The organism is Suipraeoptans intestinalis, assembly GCF_009696485.1.
GTDB lineage: Bacteria > Bacillota > Clostridia > Lachnospirales > Lachnospiraceae > Suipraeoptans > Suipraeoptans intestinalis.
Map to the genome: position 1 here is coordinate 874,172 of NZ_VULY01000018.1, position 15,967 is coordinate 890,138.

The following is a 15,967-nucleotide window of genomic DNA, read 5'->3' on the forward strand; positions in this document are numbered from 1 at the left end:
TCCTGTATAGTCTGTTTTATACCAGCTCGATCAGAACTTCCATGGCAGCGTCACCTTTACGCTGACCAATCTTCACGATCCTGGTGTATCCTCCCTTGCGGTTTTCATATTTGGGAGCTACCTCGTCAAACAGCTTTGCAACCAGATCCACTTCTTTTGTATTTTTCTTTCTTCCTGCCTGTGCCGCCGGAACTTCTTTCACCGGATACAGCACCTTCAGCATCTGACGGCGTGCGTGAAGTCTGGAAGCAAGATCCTTCTTTACTGTCTTCTCCACTTCGTCGTAAACGGTAACTTTCTTTCCGTCTACTACCTCTTTCACTCTCTTTCCGTCTTTATCCTTGCGGGCAACTTTTGCTTTTACTGTTACCTCTTCGAAGTTATCCTTTTCTTTTACTGCCAGAGCGATCAGGCCTTCTGCGATTCCACGGATCTCCTTTGCCTTTGCCTCTGTCGTACGGATGCTTCCGTTATTTAACAGTGCTGTTACCTGATTTCTCAGTAATGCTTTTCTCTGGCTGGATGTTCTTCCAAGTTTTCTGTATTTTGCCATTTTTCTTCCTCCATCTCTTTCACATCGTCAGCGCTCTTCGGACTTACCTGCCGATGCTCTGTCATGCTTCTTCGGACTTACTGACAGATTTTTCTTATTCTTCGCCTCTGCTGAGGCCCAGTCCCAATTCGTCCAGTTTTGCAAGAACTTCCTCCAGGGACTTCCGTCCAAGGTTTCGCACCTTCATCATATCTTCCGAAGTGCGATTGGTCAGTTCTTCTACTGTGTTGATGCCGGCACGCTTGAGGCAGTTGTAAGAACGGACAGACAATTCCAGTTCATCAATGCTCATCTCCAGCACCTTTTCCTTTTCGTCATCTTCCTTTTCGATCATAACCTCTGCTGCCTGCGCCACCTCCGACAGATCTACAAAGAGTCTCAGATGCTCGTTCAGCACCTTTGCCGCCAGGCTGATGGCTTCATCCGGAAGCAGGGTTCCATTGGTGTAAACATCCAATGTCAGCTTATCATAATCTGTGATCTGACCGACACGGGTATTTTCCACCGTCAGGTTGACTCTCTCCACCGGAGTGTAGATGGAATCGATAGGAATCACCGCAATGGGAAGCTCCTCGTTTTTGTTCTTATCTGCGCTGACATAGCCCCGCCCCTTTGTGATGATCAGTTCCATGTACAGCTTGCTGTCTGTGCCTCCGTTCAAGGTGGCGATCACTGTTTCCGGATTGACGATCTCGATATCCTGGTCCACCTGGATATCCGCTCCGGTCACTACGCCCTCTCCCTCAAATTCAATATAAGCAGTCTTCGGCTCATCTGTCTCAGAAGTGTTTCTGATCGCCAGTGACTTCAGATTCATGATGATCTCTGTGACATCTTCCTTAACACCCGGAATAGAACTGAACTCGTGAAGTACCCCGTCTATCTTAACCTGGCTGACTGCAGCTCCGGGCAGAGACGACAACATGATCCTGCGCAGGGAGTTTCCCAGCGTCGTTCCATATCCTCTCTCCAAAGGCTCTACTACAAACCTTCCATACTTCTTATCTTCTGAAATCTCAGTTATCTCAATATTGGGTTTGTTAAAATCAAACACTAAGTCCACCTCCTGTGGTGCTACGGGTTATTATTTAGAATACAACTCGACAATCAGCATTTCGTCTACCGGAACTTCGATCGCTTCTCTCTTTGGAAGCTCTTTTACTTTTCCGGTCAGTCCTTCCAGATCAGACTCCAGCCACTCCGGAACAAGACGTCCGGCTGTTACTTCCACGATCCCTTTGTATCTTGTAGAGCCCTTCTTGTTTTCCTTGATCTCGATCACGTCTCCTGCCTTGATCAGATAAGAAGGAATATTGATCTGTTTACCGTTTACCAGTACATGCTTATGGTCTACGATCTGTCTTGCTTCGCGTCTGGTTCTTGCAAATCCCAGGCGGAACACAACGTTATCCAGCCTTGACTCCAGCATAACCATCAGGTTCTCACCTGTCATACCGCTCATACGCTGAGCCTTCTTGAAGTAGTTTCTAAACGGTTTTTCCAATACACCGTAGATGAACTTTGCCTTCTGCTTCTCACGCAGCTGAAGACCGTACTCGCTCATCTTTTTATTTGCTCTCTTTAATTGTCTGTTAGACTTTTTATCAATTCCCAAGTATGTAGGATCCATACCAAGTGATCTGCATCTTTTGAGAACCGGAACTCTATTTACTGCCATGTTTTCCTTTTCCTCCTGTTTGAAATTCGGATATTACAATCTTGCCTGCGGGTATCCACTAGACTCTTCTGCGCTTCGGCGGACGACATCCGTTGTGCGGTACCGGAGTCACGTCTCTGATGCTGGTTACATCGATTCCGCAAGCCTGCAATGCACGGATCGCAGCTTCTCTTCCGGATCCCGGTCCTTTTACCATAACGTCCACGGATTTCAGTCCATGTACCAATGCCGCTTTTGCCGCTGTCTCTGCTGCCATCTGTGCCGCATATGGAGTAGATTTCCTTGAACCTCTAAAGCCCAGACCACCTGCACTTGCCCATGAAAGAGCATTTCCCTGTGCATCTGTCAACGTAACGATCGTGTTGTTGAAAGATGACTGAATGTGTGCCTGTCCACGTTCAACGTTTTTCTTGACACGTTTTTTTGTCACTTTTTTTGTAACTTTCTTTGCCATAATAAAACTAACCTACACTTTCTGATTTAATCATGTTTTATGAGTACCTATTTCTTTTTGTTTGCCACAGTTCTCTTCGGGCCTTTTCTGGTTCTTGCGTTTGTCTTTGTCTTCTGTCCGCGAACCGGAAGTCCCTTTCTGTGACGGATTCCTCTGTAACATCCGATTTCCTGTAATCTCTTGATGTTCAAAGCGATCTCTCTTCTAAGATCACCCTCTACCATCTGACTTTCGTCGATCACTGCGCTGATCTTCTTCACATCTTCGTCTGTGAGGTCTCTGCAGCGAATGTCCGGATTTACTCCTGCTTCTCCCAGAATCCGGTTAGAGCTTGCTCTTCCGATCCCGTAAATATAAGTCAATCCGATCTCAACACGTTTGTCTCTTGGTAAATCTACACCTGCTATACGAGCCATGTGAATTTCCTCCATTTTCTTTTCTTAGTTTAATATTGTCTTTAACTGGGGATATGATATCCCAGGTGTGTCGGTATCCACACCCTTTCCGGCCACCGGTAGCCTCCGGTAATGACGGGCCGGTATTAGAAGCAATATACGAGGACGTCCACCAGCCGCGCAGGATTCCTTGTATATTTGATACAGTCTCCCCCCGTAGGGATCCACTGTCAGCCGCCTAAATCATCTGCATAACTTTGCCAAACTCCAAGGATTAACCTTGACGCTGTTTATGCTTTGGGTTCTCGCAGATAATGCGAACGCTTCCTTTTCTTTTGATTACTTTGCATTTTTCGCAAATTGGTTTTACTGATGATCTAACCTTCATGTCAAATCCTCCTTTCATCCATTGCTCTGCCGTTGTTTCACCCATTTTTTCGCTATTTTCCGCCTAAAAAGCAGAAATATGCCCAAAAACGTGCTTATACATTATAGCACTCGATTTTCCTATAAGTCAATATCTTTTTTATGGTTCTTTCCGAGCCCTTTCCGGGCCTTCTCTCCGAATACGCTGACCGGACCTTTTTCAGCCCTTTCACGGTTGTTTCCAGAGCTCTTTTCCTGCCTCGCCTATTTGTCTCTCCAGATGATCCTTCCTTTAGACAGATCATAGGGGGACAGCTCCAGTGTCACCTTATCTCCGGGCAATATCTTTATAAAATTCATCCGCAGCTTTCCGCTGATGTGAGCCAGAACCTGATGTCCGTTCTCCAGCTCTACCTGGAACATGGCGTTTGGAAGTTTTTCCACAACCGTTCCTTCAATTTCGATTACGTCTGCTTTCGACATATATTTTCCTCCCTCTTAGGTTTCCTTTTTTCGTAGACTTAATATTACAGGATCTCCTTCTGTAATCAGAATGGTGTTTTCATAATGAGCCGACAGGCCGCCGTCTCTGGTCACTACCGTCCAGTCATCGTCCAGCCAGTCTACTTCCCAGGTTCCGGTGTTGATCATCGGTTCGATCGCCAGCGTCATTCCCGCCTTCAGCTTCACCCCTTTTCTTCCTACATCGTAGTTGGGGATTTCCGGCGCTTCGTGCAGCTCCGTTCCGATTCCATGTCCGCAAAGATCCCGGACGACTCCGTATCCTCTTGATTCTGCATAGTTTCCGATGGCCTTTGAAATATCGAACAAATAATTTCCTTCTCTGGCATACTCCAGTCCCGCAAAAAAGCTGTCGCGGGTCACATAAATCAGTTTTCTTGCCACATCGGATACGGTGCCTACCCCTACCGTTCTTGCTGCGTCGGAGTGGTATCCTCTGTGTATCACTCCTGCATCCAGGCTCACAATATCGCCTTCCTGAAGGATCCGTCTGTCTGACGGGATCCCGTGCACTACCTCGTTGTTTACGGAAACGCAGATAGACGCCGGATATCCGTGATAATCCAAAAAGGAAGGAATACAGTCATAACTTCTGATCAGCTTTTCTCCCAGCCGATCGATCTCGCCGGTGGTGATTCCGGGGCAAATGGCCTTCTCCAGTTCTTCATGTACTTTCGCCAGGATCTGCCCCGCCTCCGCCATCAGCCGGATTTCTCTGTCTGATTTGATCGTGATCGGCATCTCTACGCCTCCAGCAGCTTCAGTATGTCCTGAAACACGTCCTGAATATCCTTGGTGCCGTCCACCGAATACAAGATTCCTTTTTCTCTGTAATAGTCGATCAATGGCTGTGTCTGTTCGTGGTAAACACGCAGGCGTTTTTCCACGGTTTCGGGTTTATCATCTTCACGCAGGATCAGCTCTTTTCCGCAGCTATCACAGATTCCTTCCTCTTTCGTCGGCGCATATTCCAAATGGTAGGTTGCCCCGCATCCCACGCAGGCTCTTCTGCCTGACATCCGGTGAACGATATTGCCATCCGGAACCTCCACGTTAATGGCGAATCCCAGTGCCTCTCCCATTTCGTCCAGAGCCGCCGTCAAAGCCTCTGCCTGGGGAATGTTTCTCGGAAATCCGTCCAGCACATATCCTGTCTTACAGTCCTTCTGAACGACCCTGTCTGTTACCAGGCTGACCGTCAGCTCATCCGGAACCAGAAGTCCCTGATCCATATATGCCTTTGCCTTTTTGCCCAGTTCCGTTTCGTTTTTGATGTTGGCGCGGAAGATATCTCCTGTAGAGATATGAGGAATCCCAAATTTTGCAGCGATTTTTTTTGCCTGCGTCCCTTTTCCCGCTCCGGGTGCTCCCAGCATAACAATCTTCATGTCTCTTCCTCCTTATAGCATTTTAACCCGCAGAAAAATCTGCGAGTCAAAATGTTAATGATTCAAAAATCCTTTGTAATTCCGCACAAGCAATTGAGATTCCATTTGCTTGAGGGTTTCCAGGATAACACTTACGATAATGATCAGGGAAGTTCCTCCAAACGACACATTTGCTCCCAGCCATCCGCTGAAGAAAATGGGAACTACCTGCAGGATCACCAATCCGCACGCTCCGATGAAAATGATCCGGTTCAGGATCTTCGTCAGATATTCCACCGTCGGTTTTCCGGGACGGATCCCCGGGATAAACCCGCCGTTCTTTTTCATATTGTTGGCAATTTCCAACGGATTGAATGTGATCGATGTGTAAAAATATGCAAAGAATACCGTCAGTACAATGTAAACGATCAGTCCCCAGGAATATTTCAGCTGTGCCGGGTTCAACCAGTTCCCCTGGTTCAGCCCTCTGAGGATCTCGCTGCCGATTCCGGCGCCCTGTCCTTTTCCGAAGAACGTGGCCAGCACTACCGGCGTCTGCATCAGGGATGATGCAAAAATGATCGGGATCACACCTGCGGTATTGATTTTTAATGGAATGTTGGTAGACTGTCCGCCATAGCTTTTTCTTCCCACGGTCTTCTGTGAGTACTGCACTGCAATCCGTCTTTCCCCCCCTTGAAGGACTACTACGAACACCACCAGCGCTACGATGATAGCCAGGATGATCACAACTGCCAACGTTGCTTTTGCTGGCGTTTTTCCTTTTACAAACTGCTGGAACAGTGTGGTCATATCACTGGGGATCCTTGAAACGATATTGATCACCAGTACGATGGAAATTCCATTGCCCACACCCTTCTCCGTAATCCTCTCTCCTATCCACATGAGGAAAGCGGACCCTGCCGTTAATGTCAGCACTACGATCGCTGCATTTACAAAGTTATAGTGAGTCAGAAGCCCCTGTCTTCCAAATCCCACCGCCATGGCTGTAGATTCGATCAATGCCAGCGCCACCGTCACATAACGGGTAATGGACATGATCTTCTTTCTTCCATCTTCTCCGTCCTTCTGCATCTCTTCCAGCTTGGGAATTGCGATGGTCAGAAGTTGCATGATAATGGAAGATGTGATATAGGGAGTAATACTTAGTGCAAAGATGGACATTCTCTCCATAGAACCGCCGGTAAAAGCATTTAACAGATTAAATGCTTCTCCGGTATTCTGTGCAAAAAAGTCCTGAATGTATTTGGTATTGACTCCCGGCGTGGGCAACTGTGACCCAAGCCGGATGACTATCAGCATCAGGAAGGTATATAGGATCCGTCCTCGCAGATCTTTTACCTGAAATGCTTTACGTAATGTCTGCAACATTAGATCACCTCTGTTTTTCCACCCAAAGCCTCAATTTTCTCTACTGCACTGGCACTGAATGCGTTTGCCTGTACCGTCAGTTTTTTTGTAAGTTCCCCGTTTCCAAGAATCTTAACCCCATCTCTTGGATTTTTTACGATCCCCTGCTGGATCAGTGTTTCTACAGAAACAACAGAATCGTTCTCGAACACTTCCAACGCTCCCAGATTGATCCCAACGATCTCTTTGGAATTTCTGCTCTTGAAGCCTCTTTTTGGTATCCTTCTATACAAAGGCATCTGTCCGCCTTCAAATCCTGGTCTTGTACCTCCGGAACGAGCCTTCTGCCCCTTATGCCCTTTTCCGGCTGTCTTACCATTTCCGGAACCGTGTCCACGTCCTCTTCTGAAATTATCACTCTGCTTTGCACCATCTGCTGGTCTTAAGTTTGATAAATCCATTGTGACACCTCCTTCTTCGCGATTTGTCTATACTTCTTCTACTTTTACCAGGTGCTGCACCTGTTTTACCATTCCTCTTGTTGCTGCATTGTCCGGAAGTTCTACTGTTTTGTTCAGTTTTCTGAGTCCCAGCGCTTCCACCGTTCTCTTATGCTTTGGTACAGCACCAATTGGAGATTTTACCAATGTAACTTTTAAATTTGCCATTTTTTACCTCCTTAGCCTAAGATCTCTGCAACTGTTTTTCCGCGAAGTCTTGCAACTTCTTCCGGAGTTTTGATGTGGCGAAGTGCATCTATCGTTGCCAATACTACGTTCTGTTTATTGTTTGATCCCAGAGATTTGGTACGGATATTTTTGATCCCTGCCATCTCGATCACGGCACGCGCCGGTCCTCCGGCGATCACTCCGGTACCTTCTGAAGCCTTTTTCAAAAGAACTTCTGCTCCGCCAAACTTTCCCACATAATCATGCGTAACACTGCCATGTGCATCCAGTGCTACGGAGATCAGATGCTTTGCCGCATCTTCCTTTCCTTTGCGGATCGCTTCAGGAATTTCTGTCGCTTTCCCTAAACCTGCACCAACATGGCCATTTCCATCGCCTACAACAACTAAAGCTGTGAATCTCATGTTACGGCCACCCTTAACAACTTTGGTTACACGTTTAATTGACACTACTTTTTCTGTTAGTTCTAATTGACTAGCATCAATACGTTCTTGTCTCATGTGTGCTCCTCCTCCTAGAAATTCAACCCAGCTTCTCTTGCTGCGTCTGCTAATGCTTTTACTTTTCCCTGATAAATAAATCCGCCTCTGTCAAACACTACGTCTTTGATCCCTTTTTCAGCGGCTTTCTCTGCAATCACCTTACCCAAATACTTTGCTGCATTTACGTCGTTGGTCTTTTCCAGGTTTGCTTTCACTTCTTTCTGAAGAGTGGAAGCAGAAACCAAGGTGTTTCCAACGGTATCGTCAATAATTTGAGCATACATATGATTGTTGCTTCTAAACACAGCCAAACGTGGGCACTCAGCCGTACCGCTAAAACGGTTACGTAACTTCATGTGTTTCTTTCTGCGAACTTCACTTCTGATTTTTTTGCTAACCATTTTCACACTCTCCTTACTTATTTTTTACCGGTCTTGCCGACTTTACGTCTGATCACTTCATCAGCATACTTGATTCCCTTGCCCTTATATGGCTCAGGTCTTCTCTTATCTCTGATCTCTGCAGCATACTGACCGACTTTTTCTTTGTCGATTCCCTGAACGATGATCTTGTTCTGTCCTTCCATTGCGGTTTCCACGCCTTCCGGATCGATCATCTCAACAGGATGAGAGTATCCAAGGTTCAATGTAAGCTTGTTTCCGGATTTTGATGCTCTGTAACCCACTCCGTTTACTTCCAGAACTTTTTTATAGCCTTCTGTAACGCCTACTACCATGTTGTTCAGAAGTGTTCTGGTAAGGCCGTGAAGAGATTTCATTCTCTTTAAGTCATTGGGTCTGGTTACAACGATCTCTGCACCTTCCTGCTTGATCTCCATCTCTGCCGGAAGTTCTTTTTCCAACGTTCCCTTCGGGCCCGTTACCGTTACTTTATTATTCTCTGCAATTACGACAGTCACTCCCGCCGGAACCGCAACTGGCAGTCTTCCTATACGTGACATACCTGTTCCTCCTTAACTTAAATTTTCGGAGCAGAAGCTAAAGTCTGCTCTGTTTTCAGTTTCTTCATTCGCTAAGCTCCAAGAACGCCCTCGCACTAAGGCTCGTGAAATACCTCGCCAAGTGCCTCTTGCGGATGTTCTTCTCGCTAGCGCTCGTGTGGTACCTCGCTAAGCTCCAAGAACGCCCTCGCACTAGGGCTCGTGAAATACCTCGCCAAGTGCCTCTTGTGGATGTTCTTCTCGCTAACGCTCGTGTGGTACCTCGCTAAGCTCCAAGAACGCCCTCGCACTAAGGCTCGTGAAATACCTCGCCAAGTGCTTTCGGGCTACCATACGAAGCAGAGTACTTCTCCGCCTACGCCCAGTTTTCTTGCTTCTTTGTCTGTGATCACACCTTTGTTTGTGGAGATGATCGCTGTTCCAAGTCCGCCGAATACCTTCGGTACATCTTCGCATCCTGCGTAAACCCGCAGACCCGGCTTGGAGATTCTCTTAAGACCGGAGATAACCTTTTCATTCTTATCTGAACCGTATTTCAGGGTAATTCTGATGGTCTTGAAAACGTCTTCTTCGATCAGATCATACTTCTCTATATATCCCTCATCCAGCAGAATGTTTGCAATAGCCAGCTTCATTCTGGATGATGGCACGTCTACTGTATCATGTTTTGCAGTATTTGCATTACGAATTCTTGTAAGCATATCTGCGATTGGATCACTCATTGTCATTATCCTTTTCCCTCCTTATCGTGAAGTTCTTCTTCCAGCTGCAAACTTCTACCAACTTGCCTTCTTAACGCCCGGAATCTGTCCCTTATATGCCAATTCACGGAAGCAAACACGGCAAATTCCATATTTTCTCAAATAAGCATGCGGACGTCCGCAAATTCTGCAGCGGCTGTATTCTCTGGTAGAAAATTTCTGCTTACGCTGCTGCTTAATTTTCATCGCTGTCTTAGCCATAATTTCCCTCCTTATTTTGTAAACGGCATATTGAACTGGGTCAGCAGTTCACGTGCTTCTTCGTCTGTTTTTGCTGTGGTAACAAAGATAACGTCCATACCTCTTACCTTGTCCACCTTATCGTACTCGATTTCAGGGAAGATCAGCTGCTCTTTGATGCCCAGAGCATAGTTTCCTCTTCCGTCAAATGCGTTAGGGTTTACACCTCTAAAGTCGCGGACACGGGGCAACGCAAGGTTGATCAGACGGTCTACAAACTCATACATCTTCTCTCCCCTCAAGGTTACCTTACATCCGATTGCCATTCCTTCTCTCAGCTTGAAGTTTGCCACTGACTTTTTGGCTTTGCAGATCACTGCCTTCTGTCCTGAGATCTTCTCCAGATCAGCGATCGCTGAATCCAGAATCTTGGCATTATCCTTTGCCTCGCCAACGCCCATATTGATGACTACCTTGTCAAGCTTTGGCACTTCCATAATATTTTTATAACCGAACTTTTTCTGTAATGCGTCTACGATTTCGTTCTGGTACTGCTCTTTTAATCTACTCAAAACCGGAACCTCCTTCCTTCTCTTTCTTAATCAATCACTTCTCCTGTTGATTTTGCATAACGCACTTTCTTATCTCCGTCCATTTTGAAGCCCACACGGGTAGCCTTCCCCTTGTGTACATACATAACGTTAGAGATGTCCACAGGACCTTCCTGATGGATGATTCCGCCGTTTTGATTTGCTGCACTCGGCTTTGTGTGCTTGGTCAGCATGTTTACGCCTTCCACTACCACTCTGCCGGTCTTGTGGTTGACAGCGGTCACTTTGCCCTCTTTGTCTTTATCTTTTCCGGCAATCACCTTTACGGTATCGCCTTTCTTGATCTTCAGCATCGACATATTCGCACCTCCTTACAGTACTTCCGGCGCAAGCGAAACGATCTTCATAAACTGCTTGTCACGCAGCTCTCTTGCTACCGGCCCAAAGATACGGGTTCCTTTTGGTGTCTTGTCTTCTTTTATGATGACAGCGGCATTCTCATCGAAACGGATGTAGGATCCGTCTTTACGACGAGTGCTGTTTACGGTACGAACGACTACTGCCTTTACTACATCACCTTTTTTTACAACGCCGCCTGGTGTTGCATCTTTAACACTTGCAACGATGATATCGCCGATTCTGGCATATCTTCTTGTTGAACCGCCAAGTACCCGAATACACAACAGCTCTTTTGCGCCTGTGTTATCTGCCACTCTCAGTCTGCTTTCTTGCTGTATCATGCAGGTTCCCCTCCTTATACTATTTCACTTTTTCCATGACTTCCACAAGGCGCCATCTCTTGTCTTTGGACAACGGTCTTGTTTCCATTACTTTTACCTTATCGCCGATATTACACTCGTTTGCTTCGTCGTGTGCTTTCAGCTTATATGTTCTTTTTACGATCTTTTTGTAAAGTGGGTGCTTTACATGATCCTCTACTGCCACAACAATGGTTTTGTCCATCTTATTGCTGACAACTCTGCCCACTCGTGTTTTTCTAAGATTTCTTTCCACGGTCTATACTCCTTTCAAATGAAGTTCTATTCGCCGGACTTTGCCGTTAACACGGTCTGGATTCTGGCAATATTTCTTCTAACCTCTTTGATCCTGCTTGTATTGTCCAACTGATTTGTTGCGTTCTGAAACCTTAAGTTGAAAAGTTCCTTCTTAGCAGCTACTAATTCTTCACTCAGCTCTGCAGCTGATTTTGTTTTTAAATCTTCTACAAACGCATTAATTTTCACTGTTATCACCGCCTTCTAAGTCTGCACGTGAAACCACTTTACATTTACATGGCAGCTTGTGTGTTGCAAGACGAAGCGCTTCTCTTGCCACGTCCTCAGGCACTCCTGCGATCTCGAACATCACACGGCCTGGCTTTACCACTGCTACCCAGTACTCCAAAGTTCCTTTACCGGAACCCATACGTGTTTCAGCTGGTTTTGTAGTTACCGGTTTATCTGGGAATATCTTGATCCAAACCTTACCTCCACGCTTGATATGACGTGTCATAGCAATACGGGCAGCTTCGATCTGGTTGGAGCGAATCCAGCAGGGCTCTGTAGCCACGATACCGAACTCACCATGTGAAATTGTATTCCCACGCAGCGCTTTTCCTTTCATCGTGCCGCGGAATTGTTTACGACGTTTTACTCTTTTTGGCATTAACATTATTTATCGCTCCCTTCCTTTGCCGCCTTCTCGGGAAGAACTTCGCCCTTATACACCCACACCTTCACACCTACTTTTCCGTATGTGGTGTCTGCCTCGGCAAATCCGTAGTCAATATCAGCTCTCAATGTCTGAAGAGGAATGGTTCCTTCGCTGTAAAACTCTGTACGAGCCATATCTGCTCCGCCCAAACGTCCGGAAACAGAAGTCTTTACTCCAAGAGCTCCTGCCTTCATGGTTCTTGACATACAGGATTTCATTGCACGTCTGAAGGAAATACGGTTCTCCAGCTGAAGCGCGATATTTTCTGCTACCAGCTGCGCATCCTTATCCGGTCTCTTGATCTCCTTGATGTCTACCACCAGCTTCTTGTCTGTAAAACGGGAAAGCTCGCTCTTTACTTTTTCAATCTCAGCTCCGCCTTTTCCGATCACAACTCCCGGTTTTGCTGTATATACGATTACCTTTACTCTGTCAGACGCTCTTTCGATCTCGATCTTGGAGATCCCTGCGCTGTACAGTCTCTTTTTGAGATATTTTCTGATCTTGTGGTCTTCTACCAGGCAGTCTGCAAAATCTTTTTCTGCATACCATCTGGAATCCCACTCTTTGATAATACCCACTCTCAAGCCATGAGGATTAACTTTTTGTCCCATGATTGTCCTCCTTATCTTTCATCAAGCACAAGTGTGATGTGGCTGATTCTCTTCTCGATTCTGTAAGCCCTTCCCTGTGCTCTTGGTCTGATTCTCTTCATTGTCGGTCCTTTATTTGCGTATGCCTCTGCAACATAAAGCTTTTCCACGCTCATGCCATTGTTGTTCTCGGCATTTGCGATGGCTGACTCCAACAACTTCTTTACTAAGCTGGAAGCATATCTTGGATTATAAGTCAAAATACCAAGTGCTGTCGTCACATCTTTTCCTCTGATGGCATCCAACACGAAGCATGCTTTCTGTACGGATACTCTTGCGTAAGAAAGCTTTGCTGACGGTCTGGTATCTTTATTGGCATTTCTCTCTCTTTTAATTTGGGATCTGTGTCCTTTTGCCACGGATAAACCCTCCTTTCACATTCTTACTTATCTAACTCTGGATTTCTTTTCGTCTTTTCCATGTCCTCTGTATGTTCTGGTAGCCACAAACTCACCAAGCTTGTGTCCTACCATGTCTTCTGTCACATACACCGGTACATGCTTTCTTCCGTCATGAACGGCGATTGTATGTCCAACCATACTCGGGAAAATTGTAGAACGGCGTGACCATGTCTTTATAACAGACTTGTCCCCTGCCTCGTTCATCGCATCAATTTTCTTAAGCAGGCTTGCATCTGCAAATGGTCCTTTTTTAACTGAACGTGCCATAGGTTCTAACCTCCTTGTGAAAATTATTTGATCGCTTTACCATCTCTTCTTCTTACAATCAGCTTGTTAGAAGACTTGTTTTTCTTTCTCGTCTTAAGACCCAGTGCCGGCTTGCCCCATGGTGTACATGGACCCGGACGTCCGATACCTGTTCTTCCTTCTCCACCTCCGTGCGGATGGTCGTTGGGGTTCATAACAGAACCACGAACGGTAGGTCTGAATCCCATATGGCGCTTGCGTCCTGCTTTTCCGATGTTGATGAGGTTATGATCTCCGTTTCCGACTACTCCTACAGACGCTCTGCACTCGATCGGAACCATTCTCATTTCTCCTGACGGAAGTCTGAGGGTTGCATACTTCCCTTCTTTTGCCATCAGCTGTGCGCTGTTTCCGGCAGAACGAACCAACTGTCCGCCTCTTCCGGGATGCATCTCGATGTTATGGATCTGGGTACCAACCGGAATCTCCGACATAGGCAGGCAGTTTCCGACCTTGACTTCCGCTTCCGGTCCGTTCATGATCTTCATGCCGTCCTTCAGTCCTTCCGGCGCCAGAATGTATGCCTTCTCTCCATCTTCATAACAGATCAGAGCGATGTTTGCCGTTCTGTTGGGATCGTACTCGATTCCGATAACCCTGGCTGTAATACCGTCTTTTCTTCTCTTAAAGTCGATGATTCTGTATTTTTTCTTTGCTCCGCCTCCACGATGTCTTACTGTGATCTTTCCCTGATTGTTACGTCCTGCCTGTCTGCTCTTTGGAGCAAGCAAAGACTTCTCCGGTGTCTTTTTCGTAATTTCTGCGAAGTCAGAACCTGTCATTTGTCTTCTGGAAGGCGTATATGGGCGATAAGTTTTAATTCCCATGGTTACTTCTCCTTTCAAATCTGCTAATTATTGTTTTCACGGATTTGCACCGTATATCTGTTTCTTTTACAGACCTTCAAAAATCTCGATGTCTGCACTGTCTGCCGTCAACTGCACGATCGCTTTTTTGGTCTTGGAAGTTCTTCCGTACTTCATGGAACCACGCGCTCTTTTTTTCTTGCCGTCAAGGTTCATCGTGTTGACGCTCTTTACCTTTGTTCCGTTGAACATTTTTTCAACAGCTTCTTTTACCTGTGTTTTTGTTGCTTCCGGATGTACCAGGAATGTGTATTTCTTATCTCCCATCATTCCCATACTTTTTTCTGTCACAACCGGCTTAAGGATCACATCATAATATTGAATATTAGCCATTATGCGTACACCTCCTCAATATTGGCAACGGTCTCTTTCGTCAGGATCAATGTGTTGTATTTCAGGATATCGTATACATTGATCGTGTTTGTTCTTGCCGTCTTCACTCCTGCGATATTTCTTGCGGAGATCTCTGCGTTTTTATTGTCTTCTCCCAGAACCACCAGCGCTTTTGAAACGTTCAGGTTCTTCAGGATGTTTGCGAAATTCTTGGTCTTGATCTCGTCAAACTTGATCTCATCTACTACGATCAGCTTGTTTTCTGCTACTTTTGAGCTCAACGCTGACTTCAGAGCCGCTCTTTTTTCTTTTCTGTTCATCTTAAAAGAGTAGTCTCTCGGCACCGGAGCAAATACCACTCCACCGCCTGTCCACTGCGGAGATCTGGTGGATCCCTGTCTTGCATGACCGGTTCCTTTCTGTCTCCATGGTTTTCTTCCGCCTCCGGACACTTCAGAACGGGTTTTCGCCTTCTGTGTTCCCTGACGCTTATTTGCAAGCTGGTTTACGACTGCCATATGCACCAGATGTTCGTTTACTTCTACGCCGAACACTGCATCGCTTAAGTCGATGGTTCCAACTTCTTTTCCTTCGATATTATAAACAGCTACGTTTGCCATATCCGTATCCTCCTTCCTTCACCAAGTCCTAGTTCCCTTTTACCGCTTCTTTGATCGTTACCAGAGACTTTTTCGGTCCGGGTACAGAGCCTTTTACAAGAATCAGGTTCTTGTCTGCATCTACACGGACGATCTCAAGATTCTGAATGGTAATTCTCTTGCTTCCCATATGCCCCGGCATCTTCTTGCCCTTGAACACCTTGCTGGGATCAGAAGCAGCTCCGTTGGAACCTGCATGGCGATGGAACTTTGAACCATGAGTCATCGGTCCTCTGTGCTGGTTATGTCTCTTGATCGCACCCTGGAATCCTTTTCCCTTGGAAATTGCAGTTGCGTCGATCTTATCCCCTGCCGCAAAGATATCTGCTTTGATCTCCTGCGCCAGCGCAAAATCTGCTACATTCTCAAAACGGAACTCTCTTACAAATCTTTTCCCGGAAACGCCCGCTTTTGCAAAATGTCCCTGCAAAGCCTTGGTCAGACCATGACGGTGAACGATCTCTTTCTTTCCATTTTTGTCCTTGTTGACTGTCTTGTCTTTTTTGTCAGCAAACCCTACCTGCACCGCATCATATCCGTCGTTTTCAACTGTCTTGATCTGTGTTACCACACAGGGGCCAGCCTGAAGGACTGTTACCGGCGTCAGACTTCCGTCTTCATTGAACACCTGGGTCATACCAACTTTGGTAGCTAAAATAGCTTTTTTCATTATGATTTCCTCCTTAAATTTACAGCGGAACGCCGC

General features: G+C 46.2%; 30 protein-coding genes. All 30 read right to left on the bottom strand.

Going from position 1 to position 15,967, the window contains the following annotated elements:
* Positions 1–16 precede the first annotated feature (16 nt).
* The 30 genes from FYJ34_RS04795 to rplC all read right to left on the bottom strand — a co-directional run bounded on the left by FYJ34_RS04795 (position 17) and on the right by rplC (position 15,931).
* The gene (locus FYJ34_RS04795; RefSeq protein WP_154476702.1) at positions 17–553 is read right to left on the bottom strand and encodes a bL17 family ribosomal protein; all 537 of its coding nucleotides are present in this window, start codon (positions 551–553) and stop codon (positions 17–19) included.
* A gap of 94 nt (positions 554–647) precedes the next feature.
* Entirely contained in the window at positions 648–1,607 is a 960-nt protein-coding gene (locus tag FYJ34_RS04800; RefSeq protein ID WP_330582531.1) for a DNA-directed RNA polymerase subunit alpha, read from the bottom strand.
* A gap of 30 nt (positions 1,608–1,637) precedes the next feature.
* Positions 1,638–2,231, bottom strand: coding sequence for a 30S ribosomal protein S4 (gene rpsD, locus FYJ34_RS04805; RefSeq protein WP_154476704.1), 594 nt, complete (start codon positions 2,229–2,231; stop codon positions 1,638–1,640).
* Positions 2,232–2,289: 58 nt separating this feature from the next.
* Positions 2,290–2,685, bottom strand: coding sequence for a 30S ribosomal protein S11 (gene rpsK, locus FYJ34_RS04810; RefSeq protein WP_154476706.1), 396 nt, complete (start codon positions 2,683–2,685; stop codon positions 2,290–2,292).
* 47 nt (positions 2,686–2,732) lie between these two features.
* Positions 2,733–3,101 (bottom strand): 30S ribosomal protein S13, encoded by a 369-nt coding sequence (gene rpsM / locus FYJ34_RS04815; protein WP_154476708.1) that lies wholly within the window; start codon positions 3,099–3,101, stop codon positions 2,733–2,735.
* A 253-nt stretch (positions 3,102–3,354) separates the two neighbouring features.
* A complete protein-coding gene (gene rpmJ / locus FYJ34_RS04820) occupies positions 3,355–3,468 on the bottom strand; it encodes a 50S ribosomal protein L36 (protein ID WP_005339020.1) in 114 nt (37 codons plus the stop codon).
* A 242-nt stretch (positions 3,469–3,710) separates the two neighbouring features.
* A complete protein-coding gene (gene infA / locus FYJ34_RS04825; protein WP_004607275.1) occupies positions 3,711–3,929 on the bottom strand; it encodes a translation initiation factor IF-1 in 219 nt (72 codons plus the stop codon).
* Positions 3,930–3,944: 15 nt separating this feature from the next.
* Positions 3,945–4,709: a type I methionyl aminopeptidase gene (gene map, locus FYJ34_RS04830; protein ID WP_154476709.1), complete on the bottom strand. Its 765-nt coding sequence runs from the start codon at positions 4,707–4,709 to the stop codon at positions 3,945–3,947.
* 2 nt (positions 4,710–4,711) lie between these two features.
* A complete protein-coding gene (locus FYJ34_RS04835) occupies positions 4,712–5,356 on the bottom strand; it encodes an adenylate kinase (protein WP_154476710.1) in 645 nt (214 codons plus the stop codon).
* Between the two features lie 54 nt (positions 5,357–5,410).
* Positions 5,411–6,727, bottom strand: coding sequence for a preprotein translocase subunit SecY (gene secY, locus FYJ34_RS04840; protein ID WP_154476711.1), 1,317 nt, complete (start codon positions 6,725–6,727; stop codon positions 5,411–5,413).
* A complete protein-coding gene (gene rplO, locus FYJ34_RS04845; RefSeq protein ID WP_154476712.1) occupies positions 6,727–7,167 on the bottom strand; it encodes a 50S ribosomal protein L15 in 441 nt (146 codons plus the stop codon). The genes secY and rplO overlap by 1 nt, the downstream gene beginning before the upstream one ends.
* A gap of 27 nt (positions 7,168–7,194) precedes the next feature.
* Complete coding sequence (gene rpmD, locus FYJ34_RS04850) at positions 7,195–7,374, bottom strand: 50S ribosomal protein L30 (RefSeq protein ID WP_154476713.1); 180 nt, start codon at positions 7,372–7,374, stop codon at positions 7,195–7,197.
* Between the two features lie 11 nt (positions 7,375–7,385).
* Positions 7,386–7,895: a 30S ribosomal protein S5 gene (gene rpsE, locus FYJ34_RS04855; RefSeq protein WP_154476714.1), complete on the bottom strand. Its 510-nt coding sequence runs from the start codon at positions 7,893–7,895 to the stop codon at positions 7,386–7,388.
* A gap of 14 nt (positions 7,896–7,909) precedes the next feature.
* Positions 7,910–8,278, bottom strand: a complete 369-nt coding sequence (gene rplR / locus FYJ34_RS04860) for a 50S ribosomal protein L18 (RefSeq protein WP_154476715.1) — start codon at positions 8,276–8,278, stop codon at positions 7,910–7,912.
* A gap of 17 nt (positions 8,279–8,295) precedes the next feature.
* Positions 8,296–8,838: a 50S ribosomal protein L6 gene (gene rplF / locus FYJ34_RS04865; RefSeq protein ID WP_154476716.1), complete on the bottom strand. Its 543-nt coding sequence runs from the start codon at positions 8,836–8,838 to the stop codon at positions 8,296–8,298.
* Between the two features lie 326 nt (positions 8,839–9,164).
* Positions 9,165–9,566: a 30S ribosomal protein S8 gene (rpsH, locus tag FYJ34_RS04870; RefSeq protein WP_154476717.1), complete on the bottom strand. Its 402-nt coding sequence runs from the start codon at positions 9,564–9,566 to the stop codon at positions 9,165–9,167.
* A 48-nt stretch (positions 9,567–9,614) separates the two neighbouring features.
* Positions 9,615–9,800, bottom strand: coding sequence for a type Z 30S ribosomal protein S14 (locus FYJ34_RS04875; RefSeq protein WP_154476718.1), 186 nt, complete (start codon positions 9,798–9,800; stop codon positions 9,615–9,617).
* 11 nt (positions 9,801–9,811) lie between these two features.
* The gene (gene rplE / locus FYJ34_RS04880) at positions 9,812–10,351 is read right to left on the bottom strand and encodes a 50S ribosomal protein L5 (protein WP_154476719.1); all 540 of its coding nucleotides are present in this window, start codon (positions 10,349–10,351) and stop codon (positions 9,812–9,814) included.
* Positions 10,352–10,377: 26 nt separating this feature from the next.
* A complete protein-coding gene (rplX, locus tag FYJ34_RS04885) occupies positions 10,378–10,689 on the bottom strand; it encodes a 50S ribosomal protein L24 (RefSeq protein ID WP_154476720.1) in 312 nt (103 codons plus the stop codon).
* Positions 10,690–10,701: 12 nt separating this feature from the next.
* Positions 10,702–11,070, bottom strand: coding sequence for a 50S ribosomal protein L14 (gene rplN, locus FYJ34_RS04890; RefSeq protein WP_154476721.1), 369 nt, complete (start codon positions 11,068–11,070; stop codon positions 10,702–10,704).
* A 19-nt stretch (positions 11,071–11,089) separates the two neighbouring features.
* Positions 11,090–11,344, bottom strand: coding sequence for a 30S ribosomal protein S17 (gene rpsQ / locus FYJ34_RS04895; RefSeq protein ID WP_320651905.1), 255 nt, complete (start codon positions 11,342–11,344; stop codon positions 11,090–11,092).
* 26 nt (positions 11,345–11,370) lie between these two features.
* Positions 11,371–11,574, bottom strand: a complete 204-nt coding sequence (gene rpmC / locus FYJ34_RS04900) for a 50S ribosomal protein L29 (RefSeq protein ID WP_320651906.1) — start codon at positions 11,572–11,574, stop codon at positions 11,371–11,373.
* Positions 11,564–12,001: a 50S ribosomal protein L16 gene (gene rplP, locus FYJ34_RS04905; protein WP_154475243.1), complete on the bottom strand. Its 438-nt coding sequence runs from the start codon at positions 11,999–12,001 to the stop codon at positions 11,564–11,566. Before rplP ends, rpmC begins: the two co-directional genes overlap by 11 nt.
* Positions 12,001–12,657: a 30S ribosomal protein S3 gene (gene rpsC / locus FYJ34_RS04910; protein ID WP_154476722.1), complete on the bottom strand. Its 657-nt coding sequence runs from the start codon at positions 12,655–12,657 to the stop codon at positions 12,001–12,003. The genes rplP and rpsC overlap by 1 nt, the downstream gene beginning before the upstream one ends.
* Positions 12,658–12,668: 11 nt before the next feature.
* Entirely contained in the window at positions 12,669–13,055 is a 387-nt protein-coding gene (gene rplV / locus FYJ34_RS04915; protein WP_320651908.1) for a 50S ribosomal protein L22, read from the bottom strand.
* Between the two features lie 27 nt (positions 13,056–13,082).
* Positions 13,083–13,364, bottom strand: a complete 282-nt coding sequence (rpsS, locus tag FYJ34_RS04920) for a 30S ribosomal protein S19 (RefSeq protein WP_154475239.1) — start codon at positions 13,362–13,364, stop codon at positions 13,083–13,085.
* A gap of 23 nt (positions 13,365–13,387) precedes the next feature.
* Positions 13,388–14,230 carry a 50S ribosomal protein L2 gene (rplB, locus tag FYJ34_RS04925; protein ID WP_154475247.1) on the bottom strand — a complete coding sequence of 281 codons (843 nt, stop codon included), beginning with the start codon at positions 14,228–14,230 and terminating at the stop codon, positions 13,388–13,390.
* Positions 14,231–14,296: 66 nt separating this feature from the next.
* Positions 14,297–14,602 carry a 50S ribosomal protein L23 gene (gene rplW / locus FYJ34_RS04930; protein ID WP_154475249.1) on the bottom strand — a complete coding sequence of 102 codons (306 nt, stop codon included), beginning with the start codon at positions 14,600–14,602 and terminating at the stop codon, positions 14,297–14,299.
* On the bottom strand, positions 14,602–15,222 hold the full coding sequence (gene rplD, locus FYJ34_RS04935) for a 50S ribosomal protein L4 (RefSeq protein ID WP_154476723.1): 621 nt from the start codon (positions 15,220–15,222) through the stop codon (positions 14,602–14,604). Before rplD ends, rplW begins: the two co-directional genes overlap by 1 nt.
* 28 nt (positions 15,223–15,250) lie before the next feature.
* Positions 15,251–15,931 (bottom strand): 50S ribosomal protein L3, encoded by a 681-nt coding sequence (gene rplC, locus FYJ34_RS04940; RefSeq protein ID WP_154476724.1) that lies wholly within the window; start codon positions 15,929–15,931, stop codon positions 15,251–15,253.
* Positions 15,932–15,967 lie beyond the last annotated feature (36 nt).

Coding starts and splice junctions, on each gene's coding strand:
- FYJ34_RS04875 (WP_154476718.1), bottom strand. CDS start 9,800: ATGGCTAAGACAGCGATGAAAATTAAGCAGCAGCGTAAGCAGAAATTT.
- rplN (WP_154476721.1), bottom strand. CDS start 11,070: ATGATACAGCAAGAAAGCAGACTGAGAGTGGCAGATAACACAGGCGCA.
- rplF (WP_154476716.1), bottom strand. CDS start 8,838: ATGTCACGTATAGGAAGACTGCCAGTTGCGGTTCCGGCGGGAGTGACT.
- rpsM (WP_154476708.1), bottom strand. CDS start 3,101: ATGGCTCGTATAGCAGGTGTAGATTTACCAAGAGACAAACGTGTTGAG.
- rplC (WP_154476724.1), bottom strand. CDS start 15,931: ATGAAAAAAGCTATTTTAGCTACCAAAGTTGGTATGACCCAGGTGTTC.
- rplB (WP_154475247.1), bottom strand. CDS start 14,230: ATGGGAATTAAAACTTATCGCCCATATACGCCTTCCAGAAGACAAATG.
- rpsE (WP_154476714.1), bottom strand. CDS start 7,895: ATGAGACAAGAACGTATTGATGCTAGTCAATTAGAACTAACAGAAAAA.
- rpmJ (WP_005339020.1), bottom strand. CDS start 3,468: ATGAAGGTTAGATCATCAGTAAAACCAATTTGCGAAAAATGCAAAGTA.
- rpsS (WP_154475239.1), bottom strand. CDS start 13,364: ATGGCACGTTCAGTTAAAAAAGGACCATTTGCAGATGCAAGCCTGCTT.
- rplP (WP_154475243.1), bottom strand. CDS start 12,001: ATGTTAATGCCAAAAAGAGTAAAACGTCGTAAACAATTCCGCGGCACG.
- rpsD (WP_154476704.1), bottom strand. CDS start 2,231: ATGGCAGTAAATAGAGTTCCGGTTCTCAAAAGATGCAGATCACTTGGT.
- rplO (WP_154476712.1), bottom strand. CDS start 7,167: ATGGATTTATCAAACTTAAGACCAGCAGATGGTGCAAAGCAGAGTGAT.
- rplX (WP_154476720.1), bottom strand. CDS start 10,689: ATGTCGATGCTGAAGATCAAGAAAGGCGATACCGTAAAGGTGATTGCC.
- rplW (WP_154475249.1), bottom strand. CDS start 14,602: ATGGCTAATATTCAATATTATGATGTGATCCTTAAGCCGGTTGTGACA.
- rplR (WP_154476715.1), bottom strand. CDS start 8,278: ATGGTTAGCAAAAAAATCAGAAGTGAAGTTCGCAGAAAGAAACACATG.
- rplD (WP_154476723.1), bottom strand. CDS start 15,222: ATGGCAAACGTAGCTGTTTATAATATCGAAGGAAAAGAAGTTGGAACC.
- rpsH (WP_154476717.1), bottom strand. CDS start 9,566: ATGACAATGAGTGATCCAATCGCAGATATGCTTACAAGAATTCGTAAT.
- FYJ34_RS04795 (WP_154476702.1), bottom strand. CDS start 553: ATGGCAAAATACAGAAAACTTGGAAGAACATCCAGCCAGAGAAAAGCA.
- rpmD (WP_154476713.1), bottom strand. CDS start 7,374: ATGGCAAATTTAAAAGTTACATTGGTAAAATCTCCAATTGGTGCTGTA.
- rpsC (WP_154476722.1), bottom strand. CDS start 12,657: ATGGGACAAAAAGTTAATCCTCATGGCTTGAGAGTGGGTATTATCAAA.
- rpsK (WP_154476706.1), bottom strand. CDS start 2,685: ATGGCAAAGAAAGTTACAAAAAAAGTGACAAAAAAACGTGTCAAGAAA.
- FYJ34_RS04835 (WP_154476710.1), bottom strand. CDS start 5,356: ATGAAGATTGTTATGCTGGGAGCACCCGGAGCGGGAAAAGGGACGCAG.
- infA (WP_004607275.1), bottom strand. CDS start 3,929: ATGTCGAAAGCAGACGTAATCGAAATTGAAGGAACGGTTGTGGAAAAA.
- map (WP_154476709.1), bottom strand. CDS start 4,709: ATGCCGATCACGATCAAATCAGACAGAGAAATCCGGCTGATGGCGGAG.
- secY (WP_154476711.1), bottom strand. CDS start 6,727: ATGTTGCAGACATTACGTAAAGCATTTCAGGTAAAAGATCTGCGAGGA.